This window comes from Streptomyces sp. NPDC107517, from assembly GCF_055582645.1.
Map to the genome: position 1 here is coordinate 68237 of NZ_JBVJPM010000002.1, position 12848 is coordinate 81084.

Annotated in this window: 10 protein-coding genes; 4 read left to right on the plus strand and 6 right to left on the minus strand. The window is 74.1% G+C overall.

The window, feature by feature from the left end; all coding sequences use genetic code 11:
* Positions 1-7 precede the first annotated feature (7 nt).
* The 6 genes from ACZ67T_RS04025 to pgfA form a co-directional block, all read right to left on the minus strand.
* The gene (locus ACZ67T_RS04025; protein ID WP_469981439.1) at positions 8-739 is read right to left on the minus strand and encodes a class I SAM-dependent methyltransferase; all 732 of its coding nucleotides are present in this window, start codon (positions 737-739) and stop codon (positions 8-10) included.
* The gene (locus ACZ67T_RS04030) at positions 736-2034 is read right to left on the minus strand and encodes a condensation protein (protein WP_469981440.1); all 1299 of its coding nucleotides are present in this window, start codon (positions 2032-2034) and stop codon (positions 736-738) included. The genes ACZ67T_RS04025 and ACZ67T_RS04030 overlap by 4 nt, the downstream gene beginning before the upstream one ends.
* Complete coding sequence (locus tag ACZ67T_RS04035; RefSeq protein WP_469981441.1) at positions 2031-6137, minus strand: alpha-(1->3)-arabinofuranosyltransferase domain-containing protein; 4107 nt, start codon at positions 6135-6137, stop codon at positions 2031-2033. Before ACZ67T_RS04035 ends, ACZ67T_RS04030 begins: the two co-directional genes overlap by 4 nt.
* The gene (locus tag ACZ67T_RS04040) at positions 6134-6883 is read right to left on the minus strand and encodes a class I SAM-dependent methyltransferase (protein ID WP_469981442.1); all 750 of its coding nucleotides are present in this window, start codon (positions 6881-6883) and stop codon (positions 6134-6136) included. The genes ACZ67T_RS04035 and ACZ67T_RS04040 overlap by 4 nt, the downstream gene beginning before the upstream one ends.
* Entirely contained in the window at positions 6880-8031 is a 1152-nt protein-coding gene (locus ACZ67T_RS04045; RefSeq protein ID WP_469981443.1) for a glycosyltransferase family 4 protein, read from the minus strand. The genes ACZ67T_RS04040 and ACZ67T_RS04045 overlap by 4 nt, the downstream gene beginning before the upstream one ends.
* A gap of 280 nt (positions 8032-8311) precedes the next feature.
* Positions 8312-9322: a cell envelope lipid trafficking protein PgfA gene (gene pgfA / locus ACZ67T_RS04050; protein ID WP_469981444.1), complete on the minus strand. Its 1011-nt coding sequence runs from the start codon at positions 9320-9322 to the stop codon at positions 8312-8314.
* Between the two features lie 188 nt (positions 9323-9510).
* On the opposite strand from pgfA, the gene ACZ67T_RS04055 reads away from it, so the two are divergent.
* From ACZ67T_RS04055 to ACZ67T_RS04070, 4 genes are all read left to right on the plus strand, one after another.
* On the plus strand, positions 9511-9663 hold the full coding sequence (locus tag ACZ67T_RS04055) for a hypothetical protein (RefSeq protein ID WP_469981445.1): 153 nt from the start codon (positions 9511-9513) through the stop codon (positions 9661-9663).
* Positions 9664-9666: 3 nt separating this feature from the next.
* Positions 9667-10959 carry a PucR-like N-terminal domain-containing protein gene (locus ACZ67T_RS04060; protein ID WP_469981446.1) on the plus strand — a complete coding sequence of 431 codons (1293 nt, stop codon included), beginning with the start codon at positions 9667-9669 and terminating at the stop codon, positions 10957-10959.
* A gap of 242 nt (positions 10960-11201) precedes the next feature.
* On the plus strand, positions 11202-11978 hold the full coding sequence (locus ACZ67T_RS04065) for an IclR family transcriptional regulator (RefSeq protein WP_469981447.1): 777 nt from the start codon (positions 11202-11204) through the stop codon (positions 11976-11978).
* Positions 11975-12823: an SMP-30/gluconolactonase/LRE family protein gene (locus tag ACZ67T_RS04070; RefSeq protein ID WP_469981448.1), complete on the plus strand. Its 849-nt coding sequence runs from the start codon at positions 11975-11977 to the stop codon at positions 12821-12823. The genes ACZ67T_RS04065 and ACZ67T_RS04070 overlap by 4 nt, the downstream gene beginning before the upstream one ends.
* The last annotated feature ends 25 nt before the right edge of the window (positions 12824-12848 follow it).

The following is a 12848-nucleotide window of genomic DNA, read 5'->3' on the forward strand; positions in this document are numbered from 1 at the left end:
ATCCCGCTCACGTCTTCCTGGCGTGCAGCAGGAGGATCGACGCGAGGGACGGCGCCGCGCAGGCGAGCCGGTCCAGGGGGCGCAGCGGGCGCGGCACTCCGTGGAAGGGCGCGCCCGTGACCCGTACGACGTCGAAGCCCGCCGCTGCCACGAACGAGCGCAGCGCGCGGGCCGTGTACAGCCGCAGATGGCCCACGACCTCGCTGCCCGGGCGGCCGTGCACCGCGCGCAGGCTGACCTCGGAGAAGACGGGCTGCACACCGGCGAGGAGCAGGGCGCGGTTGTACCAGGCGGCGAGGTTCGGCGTGGACAGCATGAGATGGCCGCCGGGGCGCAGGACCCGGCGGATCTCGTCGAGCGCGGCATCGGGGTCGACGAGGTGCTCGATCACCTCGCTGAACAGGACGGCGTCGGCGGAGCCCGCCGCGAACGGCAGCCCGCTCGCGGTGAGTTCACCGCGCACCACGTCCGGGATCCGGGCTCTGGCCCGCTTGAGGGCGTCCTGCGACCAGTCGACGCCGACGATGCGGTGGCCCGCGAGGAGCGGCGCCGCGGTGGCCGCGGCCTGCCCGTCGCCGCAGCCGATGTCGACGACCGTGGCGGGGAAGGGCGCGGGCCTGCCGAGCGCGGTGGCGAGCGCGCGGGCCTGGCGGTGGGAGCGCTGTTCGCCGGAGGCGACCGGGGTCGCCGGGTCCTCGTAGAAGTCCCGCAGCCCCGGCGGGGCGGACGTGGTGGTCATGGTGTCGCCTCCTGCGTCGCGTGCAGGTAGTGCTCGAACAGGTCGAGGAGACGCTCGCCGTCGTCCGGTCCGAGCAGGGCGCGCGACCAGCGCAGCGCGAGGTGCAGCCGGCCCGCCGTGGACGCGGTCGTCACGGTCAGGCCGCGCGGCATGCGCGCGGGGGCCGAGAACCAGACGGCGCGGGCGCGGCCCGCGTCACCGAAGTCGAGCGGGTAGGGGACGCGGCCGATGTTGCTGAGCAGCGTGGTCGACGTCCAGGGCGCGGCGGCCCTGCGCAGCCCGCGCGTGACCGCGGCGCGCCAGGCGACCGGGGCGAGCGGGGCGGTGAGGAGGGCGGCGCCGTGGCCGAGCTGGGGCCGGTCGAGGGCCTTGAGCGCGCGGGTGCGGACCGAGGTGCGGTGCAGCAGGAGCGGGATGCCCGTGGGCGCCAGCTCCTGTGGTTCGAAGGTGACGTCGACGAGCCGTGTGCCGTTGCCGATCGGCATGTCCGCGCCGCGGGGCCGGTCGTCCACCGGCATCGTGATGCGCAGGGGGCGCGGGCGCGCGCCGTGCTCCCTGTTCCAGTGCGTGATCATCAGGGCGGTGGCGGCCATGAGCTGGTCGTTGACGGTGTACGGGGCGCCGGCGGGCCGGTGCGGCACGGGCAGGTCCGCGACGAGGAGGCCGTTGCCGGGCGCGAGGGGCGACGAGGGATCGGGGGTGCCGGGGGCGACGCGGGCGGGCGGGGTCCACGGCGAGGGCCCGCGCAGGGCGGGCCCCGGCGCCCCGGGCGGCGCCCGGTGCGGCGCGGGCGTGCCGGGGGCGTCGTCGTGACCCCCGTAGATCTCGGCCGCCGTCGCGAGAACGCGCAGACAGGCCGGGCCGTCCAGTGCGGTGTGGTTGATGGTGAGGAAGAGGACCGCGGCGCCGTCCTCCCGCTCCCGCACGACCTCCAGACGGATCGGCGGCGACGCGGTCAGCGGCGGGGCGTGCGTCAACGCCCGCGCCCTCGCGTCCTTGAGCGCGTCCGGCCCCGGCGGCGGGAAGGCGACCACGTCCACATCGGGGCCACGGGTCAGCTCCCACTCGTAGCGCCGCCGGTACCAGGGCCCCGCGGCCTCCCGCATCAGGATGCGCGGATGGCGGCGCAGCGCCTCGGCGAACGCGGCCCTCAGGCGTACGGGGTCCGGAGCGCCCGGCAGGTGGACCTCGATGTGGACGGTCTCCGGCTCCTCGTCCTGGAGACAGTGCCGGGCGACCTCGTCGACCACGGGGAACGGGACGCGCCGCGGCGCGGGCGGGGCCGGAACGCTCATGCTTCGCCTTCCTGCGACGGGCCGGCCGCGGTGTCCGGCAGCCTGCGGGTGGTCGCCAGCGCGGCGAACAGGGCGACCAGCGCCAGGAGTTGGGCCACCGGGCCGAACGCGCCGGCGGACGACCGGGACGGCTCCCCGGCCCCCGCCGCGGCGGCGACGCCCGCGCCCGCCATCGCCAGGAACGCGATCGGGACGAGGAGTGCGTGCCGCCGCCACGCCACGAGCGCGAGCGCCGGGACGAGCAGCGCGAGCGGGCCGGCGATCACCGCGCCGACGAGGGTGAGCGCCACCGTGCCGAGCAGCAGCCCGGGCGGCGGGGCGGGCGGCGTCACGTCTGTGGTCGTCGCGCGCCGCCGGAACAGGGTGATCCCGGCGAGTGCGAGCACGCCCGCGGCCCCGCCGGACAGCCCCGCCTCGTACGTCCGCGCCGGCTCGTAGCTCAGCTTCACGGTGCCGCCCGCGCCCTGGGGAACGAGGAAGCCCTGCTGCCAGCCGTCCAGGCGCAACGGCGTCAGTTCCTTCCCGTCGAGGGTCGCCTTCCAGCCGTCGTTCACGTTCTCGTACGTCGTCAGGTAGGTGGCGGGGCCGGAGCCGACGGTCACCTCCTTGCGGTCGCCGAGCCAGTCGCGGACACGCAGAGCGCGGCCGGCGGGCGGGGTGGTGGAGGGCGCGTCGGTGCGAGTGAGGGTGGCGTCGGTGAGACGGAGGGGGCCCTTGTCCCGTGGTGTCTCCAGGGTGTGGGTGCCGGCCGGGAGATCGAGCGACGCGGGGGCCTTTCCGCACAGGGTGACGGTGATCGGGCGGCGCTCCACCAGGTCCCTGACCGATCCCCGCGCACGCGTCGCGTACCGCGTCCCGTCGACGGTGACCTCGGGTCCCTTGCCGCAGGACAGGCTGAACGTGCGGGTCGGGGAGGGCTGCGGGGTGCGGTACCCGTCGAGCGCCGGGAGGTACGCCTCCGTCAGCCCCACCGGCAGTTGCAGATCGGCGTCCGCCACCGGGTTGTGGACGGTGAGGGGGGCCGTCGCGGTGACGGTGATGTCCAGTCGGTCCGTGGTGATCGGGTCGAAGCGGGCCACGCCGTTCTCGTCGACGCCCGCCACCGCCGCCCCGTCCGGCGAGCTGATCTCGATCTTCTCGGGCCGGGTGGAGAGGCCGCCCGCGGCGGCGAGCACGACCTCTCCCACCGGCTGCTTGTCCGGCCAGCGCAGATGGATGGTGGGCCGGTCGCCCGCGATCCATGCCGTGGTCAGGTCGCCGTCCGTGAGATTGCGCGCCGACAGATCGCCGCCGAGCGCGGACGTGGAGTCCGCGGTGGCCGTGATGCGGCGGCGCTGACCGGGCGCCACGTCGTAGAGGAGCTTGTCGAACGCGTCGCCCGGAGCGGGCCGCGCGCTCGCCCTGAGGGTGTACGTGCCGCCTTCGGCGGTCGTGAACCGGCGCCCCAGGTCAGGCTCCTCGGTGGTCGTGTGGAAGCTGAACTGCTGTGCGTCCGTGGAGTCCTGGGGAAGTCGCAGCAGCCGGGTCACCCGGACTCCGGGGATGCCGACGTCGGAGAAGCCCGCGCCCGCGAGCCCCGTGCGCCCGGTCTGCGCGTCCAGGATCGTGATCCGCAGCCAGCTGCTGTCTCCCTCGGGCGCCTTGACGGCCTGGCGCTTGCCGTTCGCCTGAAGGGTCGAGGTGACAGAGCCGGTCTCCGTCTGTACGCGGATCCGGGTCGGCGCGGCCCGGACCCCCTCCTGAGGCAGGGGAGTCACGTGAAGCGTGCCGGGCACGGGTGTCTTCGCGGAGAACGCGATCCGCAGCCACTGCCCGTCGGGTGTGCCCGGTGTGCCCTCCGCCCACGCCGTGTCCGGGTCCCCGTCGAACGCGTTCACCGGGTCGTACTGCGGCAGGTGGAACAGCCAGTTCCCGCTCGACGACGCCGTGACCTGCGCGGCGCCGCGCAGCACGGCGGTCGTCTGATGGCGGATCCCCTCGCTCGGCAGGATCTGCCGCGGTCTCGCCCCCGGGTCCTGCGTGCTGCCCGGGGAGTTCCGCTCGGTCGGCGTGTACGTGTACGAAGTGTTGGAGCCGACCAGACCGAAGCGGGTGTCCGCGCGGCGGAGCCCGTCACCGGCCGTGCGCAGCGCGGGTGTGCCGATGCCCGGGTGGTTGTCGCCGGCCAGGACGGTGGGCCGGCCGCGCATCCCGGGGTCGGCGGACAGCGGCAGGAGCGCCTCGGGGCCGCCGCTGACCTCCGCCGTGCCGGACACCGGCAGCAGGGCAGCCTGCCCGGGGCGCCGCGCGGAGCCGGGCGCGTAGATCTCCACCGCGCGTCGGCGCGGATAGAGCCCCTCGACCTGGAGCGGGGTGCCCTCGGCGATGCGCCCGCCGGTCGTGACGGTCCCGAACCCGGTGACGCGCCGGTACCCGGACTCCTCCAGGGTGCGCGCGACGGTCGCGGTCGGTACGTAGCCCAGCTGGTCGGGGTCGAGGTCGTTGCGGACGACGACGTAGTGCAGGCCCGCCCTGCCCAAGTAGTCCTGGAGTCCCGGGACTGCACCTCCCGTGGTCAGGGCCTGTTCGACGGCGTCGAGGGCGCGGCGGTTGCCGGGTGTGCCGAACGGGACGTAGTCGCGCTGCGCCCAGCGCGAGTCGGCGAGGACGTCGAGGGGCTGGTCGATGGGGGAGCCCCAGGTGTAGATGCCGTGCGCGGTGGCGGGCACGACGAGGGCGCGCGAGTCGGGCGAGTTCTTCTTCAGCCAGTGCGCGGTCGTGTCCCAGTACGCGGGCAGGGAGCGGAACGAACCCGGTTGCAGGATCGAGCCGTTGAGGTAGGGCCAGGCGAGTCCCGGCAGGATGAGCACCGCCGCCACGAGGGGCGCGTGCCGGCGGTGGCGCAGGGGGCGGGCGCCGCGCGGCTCGGCCGCGACCGCCGTCACATGCATCAGCCCGAGGGCGAGGGCGAGCCCCAGGCCGGTCTGGAACTTGTAGATGTTGCGGAACGGGACCAGGCCCCCGTTCAGCCAGGACTGCACCGTGGAGTGGAAAGGCGCGCCGAGCGCACCGCCGTAGCCCGCGAGCGTGATCAGCGCGACCGTGAGGACCGTCAGGACGAGCCAGCGGCGTTCGGGCAGATCGCGGCGGGCGAGCCCCGCGAACCCGATGGCGGCCGCGAGCGCCGAGCCGACGACGGTCACGGCCGCCGTCGCGACCGTCCATCCGGCTGGCAGCCAGGCCTCGCCGAAGTGCAGATACGCCACCCAGTTCCCGGCGCCGCGCAGGGACTCGGCGGCCGACATGGTGCCCGTCGTGGTCTGCGAAGTCTCCACGTACGGGAGGAAGTTCTCGCCGTAGACGCCCAGGAGGAGGAGCGGCAGGATCCACCAGGCCGTCGCGAGGATCACCGACGGGGTCCACCACGCGATCAGCTTGCGGCGGCGCGGGCCCGGCGGGCGGGACAGGAGGTAGAGGCCCACCGGGAGGAGGGAGGCGAGCGTGGCCGCCGCGTTCACCCCGCCCATGAACGGGATGAGGAGCGCCGAGCGCGTCGCCGCGACGCGTGCGCTCGTGCGGTCGTTCGTGAGCGGCAGCAGCACCCACGGAAGGAACGCGCCCGGCAGTGCGGCGGCCGACGTCGAGCCGACGACGATCGTGAACGCCGGCCACAGCGCGTACGCCACCGCGCCGAGCAGCCGGGTGCGCGGGCTGCCGGTCTTCAGGCGTTCCGCGAGACGCAGGGCGCCCCAGAACGCCACGGTCACGATGACCGACAGCCACAGCCGCTCCGCCAGCCACACCGGCAGATGCGTCAGGCGCGCCAGCCCGTAGTAGGGCAGCATCGGGAACGAGTAGCCCACGTACTGGTCGAAGATCCCGCCGAAGCCCGCCCAGTCGTGCCACAGGTCGCCCAGGTCCGTGAGGAACTTCCACGGGTCGAGCGTGACGCCCAGCTTCGTGTCGAACGTCATGCGCCCGGGCGACACCGCCACGAACAGCACGAACACCGTGGCCCAGAAGGCCAGCAGCCAGCGCCGCGAGCGCGGCGCCCGTCCGTGTCCCGGCCGGGAGTGGGCGGGGCGGGCCGCTGCCGGGGGCGGCGCCTGGACCGTGCTCGTCATGGAGAACACCGCCGGAGGATGAGGAGGAGGTTCCAGGTGGCGAACTCGCGCACCCCCGGCACCTTCGCGACGGTCGCCGCGAGGAACGGCCAGTAGCGGGAGCGCGCGGAGACGACGGTGATGTCGTCACGGGCCCTGACCTGGCGCAGCGTCGGGCCGATGTGATGCGCGAAGAGGTTCTCGCCGAGCGTGTGCTTGGGCGGCCTGCCCGTGCGCCGCTGGTAGCGGGCGCGGGCCCGGTCGGCGCCCAGGTAGTGCCAGGGCGCCCACTCGTGACCGCCCCACGGGGAGAGCCAGTTGGTGAACGAGAGATAGACGATCCCGCCGGGCCGCGTCACGCGGACCAGCTCGCTGAGAAATGTCTGCGGGTCATCCACGTGTTCCAGGACGTTCGAGGAGAACGTGACGTCGGCCGCGCCCTCCGCGAGCGGCAGCAGATAGCCGTCCGCGACGACCGCGGGAGCGGACGGCCGCTCGCTCAGTTCCCTTGCGTCGGGCTCGAAGAGGAAGCCGTGAGCGCCGCGCCGCCGGAACTCCCGCGTGAAGTAGCCGGACCCGCCGCCCACATCGACGACGACTTTTCCGCGTACGTCGCCGCAGACCGCCTCGACCTGGTCGGCGGCGTCGCGGGCCAGCAGGGAGTAGCAGGTCTCGGGGTCCTGCTGTTCGCGAAGGAACGCGCGGAACAGGGCGAGCGAGCGGCGCAGCGACGGGTCGGGCGGGGACGTCCGTGTCGAGTGCGTCATGGCGCGGGGCTCCTCACCGCCTCGGCGGCCACGGCTCTGAACTGCCGCACCGTGTGCGCCCAGCGGAAGGCCGCGGCGCGTTCCTCGGCGGCCTTGCCCATCAGCCTCCGCCGCTGTCCCGACAGGGCCAGCGCGCACCAGGCCGCCGCGAACGACGACTCGCCGCGCGCGAGGAGACCCGTGACGCCGTCCTCCACCGAGTCGCGCAGGCCCGGCACGTCGAAGCCGATCGCCGGGGTCCCGCGCACGGCGGCCTCCGTGACGACCAGGCCCCATCCCTCCACGGCGGAGGGGTGCAGCAGCAGCCATGCCTCGCACAGCAGCCGGTTCTTCTCGGCCTCGGAGACATGGCCCCTGAACTCGACGTCGGGGCCCGCGAGTTGCCGGAGCCGTTCCCGCTCGGGCCCGTCGCCGACGATCAGGAGCCGGCCGCCGGTGACCGGCCGCACCCGCTCCCACAGCCGCAGCAGCAGATCGATCCGCTTGTACTCGACGAGCCGGCCCATCGCGAGGAAGAGCGGCTCACGGGAGCGGTCCGCGCGTGGGCCCGGCTCCTCGACCCCGTTGTGGACGACGCGGATGCGCTCCCGTTCGACGCCGAGCGCCCGCAGCGCGGCCGCCGTCGACGGCGAGACGGCCACCAGCAGACCGCGGCGCTCGGCGCCGGACAGCGCCCAGTGCTCCAGTCTCCGCCCGAGCCGCGCGGCCGGCGCGAGCGGCCCGCCGAAGCGCATGCGCCACAGATCGGTGTGGACGTGGTTGACCAGGCGCAGCGTCGGGTCGCGGTGCCAGAGCGGTGCCAGGTACGGCATGCCGTTGCACACCTCCACGAGCAGGTCGCAGTCGCCGACCTGGCGGGCGAAGGCGGAGCGCGCCCGCAGATAGTGGCCGAGGTCGCCGCCCGCCGACACGACTCGGTAGTCGCGGAACGCGGCGGGTCCGCCGCACAGGAGCGTCACCTCGTGTCCCAGGCGGGTCAGCCCGTCGGCCAGCCGGTCGACGAGGAGTTCGGAGCCGCCCGCGGCGGGATTGCCGAGGTCGCGGTGGGCGAGGAAGACGATCCGGCGCGGCGGTGGGGGAAGCGCCGGGTGGGGACGCGCGTCGCCCGGGTGGGGCGTGCGCAGGGGGGTGGGCACGTGCTGGGGCATGGGTGCTCCAACTCGTCTCGGGGTGCGGAACTGTGTGGGGGGACGTGCGCGGGGCGTTTCAGGAATGCCTGTACGGATGCCGTTGGGGATGCCTTCACGAGGCTGGCTCAGGCTGCGGAACGGGGTGCCGGGGCGGCGGTTACGGAGGAGCTGTGCCGGGGCTGTGCGGGGGCCGTGCCGGAACTGTGCGGGGGGTGGGGTGGGACAGTTTTCGCCGAGCTGTTCGATGCGGCTACTCACCGAGGTGACAAATTCTCAGCTTTCCGGAGCTGACGTCTCATCACATCGTGGAGGGTTCCAGTACTGTTGGGGACGAATCGGGATTCGACCGCCCCCTCCGGTCCGTACCACCCCGCCCGCCCCCGCCCCGTACGACGAACACGGCACCCAGTGCCGCGAGCGCCAGGCCGGCCGTGCCGGTCGTGAGCGGGAGCGTCGTGCCGAGGAGGTGGAGCCGGCCGCTGTCGTCGTCGGCGAGAGCGACCTGTTGGCGCTGCGTGGCCCCGGTGAACGCGATGCGCTCGCTGTCCAGAAGCACCACCGCGTCCTTCGCCGAACCGGGGGCGCGCAGCGTCTTGCGCGGGCCGATCGCCGCGTAGACGATCCGGCCCGTCCTCTGGTCCACGACCAGCTCGATGCCGTGGTTCGCGTACCACTCCTCGGCCAGCACCTGATTCCGCTTCGGCTGTCCCACGAGCGTCCCGGGCACCAGACGCGAGCCGGTCTTCGTGGCGGGGACCGTGCCGGTGAAGCGGTAGCCCTCGTAGCCCTGGACCTTCTTCGTGCCCCGGTAGGAGAGCGTGACCGTCGCGCCGAGCGTGTTGTCCCACCAGCGGTAGGCACGCTTGTGCACGTCGAAGGGGAATTTGAGGTAGGCCTCGCCCTCGAAGGACGGCTGCTCGCCGCAGCAGTGCACGGGTGCGTTGGTCCTGCGGTCGGTGACCCAGCGCTCCAGGGTCCACTGGAGCGCGTCGTGCGGGTCGGCCGCGGGCAGCGACGCGTCGGTGTCGACGGACGTGGACACGTCCCACACCGCCCGGCCGCTCTTCTCGGACGCGGCCACATCACCGCGCACCTGGCGCGTGACGGTGATCCTCCTGCCGTGCACGGTCTTCACCGCGCCGGTGTCGAAATAGCTTCCGGTTCCGGTGAACACGGTCGTCGTGTCGACGCCGACGGGGGTGCGTTCGGCGCGCGGCTCGACGTACCACGCGAGCAGCGGGGCCAGGGCGAGCAGGAACGCGCCGAGACCCAGTGCGAGCAGGGAGAAAGGTGAAGCTGTACGACGCATCCGGCACTCCTGGGGTGGGGGAGGGAGGTCTGGTGCGGGCGCAACGCGGCTTTGGGCCGGGAACCGTAGGCGCACCCTTGACGGAGTGTCAATGCATTGCCGACACTGGGCACTTGCCGGAACGGGGCCTGGCAGGGGACTGCGCACGGGATGGGGATTCGACCTCCGAACGAGAGGCTGACCCTGCGATGAACCGACTGCTCGCCGCCGCCCTGACCGTCGCGGCAGGCGCCGTGCTCGCCCTCGGCGCCTCCTTGGGCGTCGTCGCCCTCCTGAACGCCACCCCGGACCAGCCGAACGTGCCGCTCGTGACCTACGAGATGCCCGGCCGGGAGCGTTGAGGGGTGCCCCCCGTTCCGTCCGTCGGCCCCGCGACCCACCGTGCCGTGCGGCCCGAGCGCTCGGCCTGGCGCGATGTGCCACGACTCCAGGTGAAACGGTTCGCCGGGCTCGCCATGGCCGAGGCGCCCGCCCTCGCGGAGGACATCCTGCGGGAGATCCGCCGCGAATACCCCCACTTACCCCTCGTGCTCGACGAGTCCGGCGAGCCCATGGCCCTCGTCGGCATCCGCAGAGCCATCGAGGGCTTCGTGCAGCTCCAGCTCGCCGACGCGGAGGACCGGCCGCGCTCCCACCCGGCCGTCTTCCAGGAGTTCGGCCGCGGCCAGAGCCTGCACGGCCGCAGCCTCGACTCCCTCCAGGCCATGTACCGGCTCGGCGTCCGCCTGGCCTGGCGCCGCCTCGCCGAACTCGGCCAGCGGGCCCTCATCCCGCCGCCCGCCATGTACGAACTCGCCGAGTCGGGGTTCGAGTACCTCGACGGACTCGTCGACCAGTCCGTACGCGGCTACGCCGAGGCCGCCGCCCGGCAGGCGGGCGAACGCCTGCGCCTCCAGCGCAAACTCATCGACCTGCTCCTCACCGAGCCGAGCGAACACCCGGACCACGGCGAACGCGGCGGCGCCGCCCCGCCCGACCCCGCACGGGCCCTCGCCGAACGGGCCTCCCGGATCGGCTGGCCCCTGCCCGGCCGGGTCTCCGTCGGAGTCCTCCTGCGCCCCGCGCGCGAGGCGGTCGCGCCCGCCGTCGGGCAGGGCGTGCTCCTCGACATGGAGACCGAGCAGCCCCGCATGGTCGTGCCCGACCCCGACGCGGCGGGCCGCCCCGAACTCCTGCGCCGCGCCATGGCCGGCTGGTCGGGCGCGATCGGCCCGCCGGTGCCGCTGCCGGACGCGGCGAAGTCCCTGCGCTGGGCCGAGGCGGCTGTCCGGCTCGTGGAGCGCGGGCTGCTCCCGGCGGGCGAGGTGCTCCACTGCACCGAACACACCCAGGCCCTCGTGCTCCTGCAGCCCGAGGAGCTCATCGACGACCTGTCGCGCCGCGCGCTCGCCCCCCTCGCCCACTGCGGCCCCACTCACGCCCGCCGCCTGGCCGACACCCTCCTCGCCTGGCTGGAGACGCGCGGCGGCGCACCCGAGGTGGCCGCCCGGCTCGGTGTCCACCCGCAGACCGTCCGCTACCGGCTGCGCCAGATCCGCGAGCTGTGGGGCGACGAGATCGACGACCCGGACCGCCGCTTCGAGCTGGAACTGGTGTTGCGGGCACGGAGGCTGAGGGATCTGCCCGGCGGTCCGTGACCGGTCCGGCGGCCCTCCTGCTGCCGGAGGGCCGCCGCTCCTCCCGGTCGACCGCCCAGGGTCCGACACCGGGCCCAGGTGCCCGGGCCTTCGGGGTTGATCACCAAGCGGCGCCGTCACAAGGCCGCGAACCGGCGGCCGGGGCTGCCCCGGCCCATTGCCCCCTCAATGCGGCTGTGAGTAGCCTACGTTCGCGATACCGACCGACTGTTGAAATTTCGAACATAGAGAGGGGGCCGGCCGTGGGGCGTCTCGTACCCGCCGTGACCCGGGCTCTCGACATACTCGAGCTGTTCCTGGACGGGGACGGCACCCTGTCCGCCCCGGACATCGTCCGCAAGCTCCAGCTGCCGCGCACCACCGTGCACGAGCTGGTCACGACGCTGGCCGCCCGCTCCTACATCGTGACGGTGCCGGGCGAGCCGGGCCGCTACCGCCTCGGCGTGCGCCCCTACCAGCTCGGCAGCCGGTACGCGGAGCAGCTCGACCTCGCCGCCGAGGGGCAGCAGGTGGCCCGCGAGGTCGCCGAGACCTGCGACGAGACCGTGCACGTGGCGATCCTCGAAGGCACCGACGTCATCTACATCGCGAAGGTCGACAGCACCCACGCCGTGCGGATGGTCTCCGCCGCGGGGCGCCGGCTGCCCGCGCACTGCACCTCCGTCGGCAAGATGCTCCTCGCCTCCCTGCCGCAGCCCGAGCTGGCGGCCCGCGTCCCCGACGGCGCCGAGCTGATGGCGATGACGGAGAACAGCATCACCGATCCGGCCGCCCTGCGTGAGGCCCTCGCAGGCATCCGCGAGCGCGGTGTCGCCGTCGAGAGCCGCGAGTCCAATCCGGACGTCAGCTGCGTCGCCGCCCCCGTGCGCGACCGCTCCGGACGGGTCGTCGCCGCTCTCTCGGTGTCGGTGCCGATGATCCGCTGGAGCGAGTCGCGCGAGGACGAACTGGCGCAGCTCGCCGTGAAGGGCGCCGCCGACCTGTCGGAGCGGCTCGGGTACCGGGGGGCCGGCCGATGAGGCCGGAGGTGGCCGTCCGTGCGGAGGCCACGCTCGGGGAGGGGCCCACCTGGGACGCGGAGGCCGGCCGGCTGATCTGGGTCGACATCCTCGGCAGCCGGGTCCACGGTTACGAACCCGCGACGGGCCGCCGCACGGTCATGGTCACCGAGCAGCACGTGGGCGCCGCCAAACCGCGGGCCGGCGGCGCGGGACTCGTCGTCAACCTCCGTGACGGCATCGGCCTGTACGGGCCCGGGGGCAAGGACTTCCGCTGGCTGCACCGGGACCCCGTGCCGGGCCGGCGCGGCAACGACGCCGCCGTCGCGCCCGACGGCTCGCTCTGGGCGGGCAGCATGGCGTACGACGAGACGCCGGGCGGCGGCAATCTCCTGCGGATCGCGCCCGACGGGACCACCACCGAGATCCTCGGCGACGTCACGGTCAGCAACGGCACCGGCTGGAGCCCCGACGGCACGCTCATGTACTACGTCGACACCCCGACGCGGCGCATCGATGTTTTCGATGTGGACGGACAACGGGTCGTGGGCCGACGGCAGTTCGCGGTCGTCGAGGAGGGGGCGGGTCACCCCGACGGGCTCACCGTCGACGCCGAGGGCTGTGTGTGGGTCGCCCTCTGGGACGGCTCGGCGCTGCGCCGCTACACCCCGTCCGGAGCGCTCGACCGCATCGTGGAGCTCCCTGTGAAGCGCCCCACGGCCTGCGCCTTCGGCGGCGCGGACCTCACCGACCTGTACGTCACGTCGGCGCGCGTCGGCCTCGACGCCCCGTCCCCGTACGCCGGTTCGCTGCTCGTCCTGCGTGACATGGGCCGCGGTCTGGCCCAACCCGCGTTCGGGGGCTGAGCCCGGGCGAGTACCCCGAAGAGTG

What these genes read in the sequence shown, in the direction of transcription:
- ACZ67T_RS04025 (WP_469981439.1), bottom strand. Translation starts at nt 739, where the DNA reads ATGACCACCACGTCCGCCCCGCCGGGGCTGCGGGACTTCTACGAGGAC.
- ACZ67T_RS04030 (WP_469981440.1), bottom strand. Translation starts at nt 2,034, where the DNA reads ATGAGCGTTCCGGCCCCGCCCGCGCCGCGGCGCGTCCCGTTCCCCGTG.
- ACZ67T_RS04035 (WP_469981441.1), bottom strand. Translation starts at nt 6,137, where the DNA reads ATGACGAGCACGGTCCAGGCGCCGCCCCCGGCAGCGGCCCGCCCCGCC.
- ACZ67T_RS04040 (WP_469981442.1), bottom strand. Translation starts at nt 6,883, where the DNA reads ATGACGCACTCGACACGGACGTCCCCGCCCGACCCGTCGCTGCGCCGC.
- ACZ67T_RS04045 (WP_469981443.1), bottom strand. Translation starts at nt 8,031, where the DNA reads ATGCCCCAGCACGTGCCCACCCCCCTGCGCACGCCCCACCCGGGCGAC.
- pgfA (WP_469981444.1), bottom strand. Translation starts at nt 9,322, where the DNA reads ATGCGTCGTACAGCTTCACCTTTCTCCCTGCTCGCACTGGGTCTCGGC.
- ACZ67T_RS04055 (WP_469981445.1), top strand. Translation starts at nt 9,511, where the DNA reads ATGAACCGACTGCTCGCCGCCGCCCTGACCGTCGCGGCAGGCGCCGTG.
- ACZ67T_RS04070 (WP_469981448.1), top strand. Translation starts at nt 11,975, where the DNA reads ATGAGGCCGGAGGTGGCCGTCCGTGCGGAGGCCACGCTCGGGGAGGGG.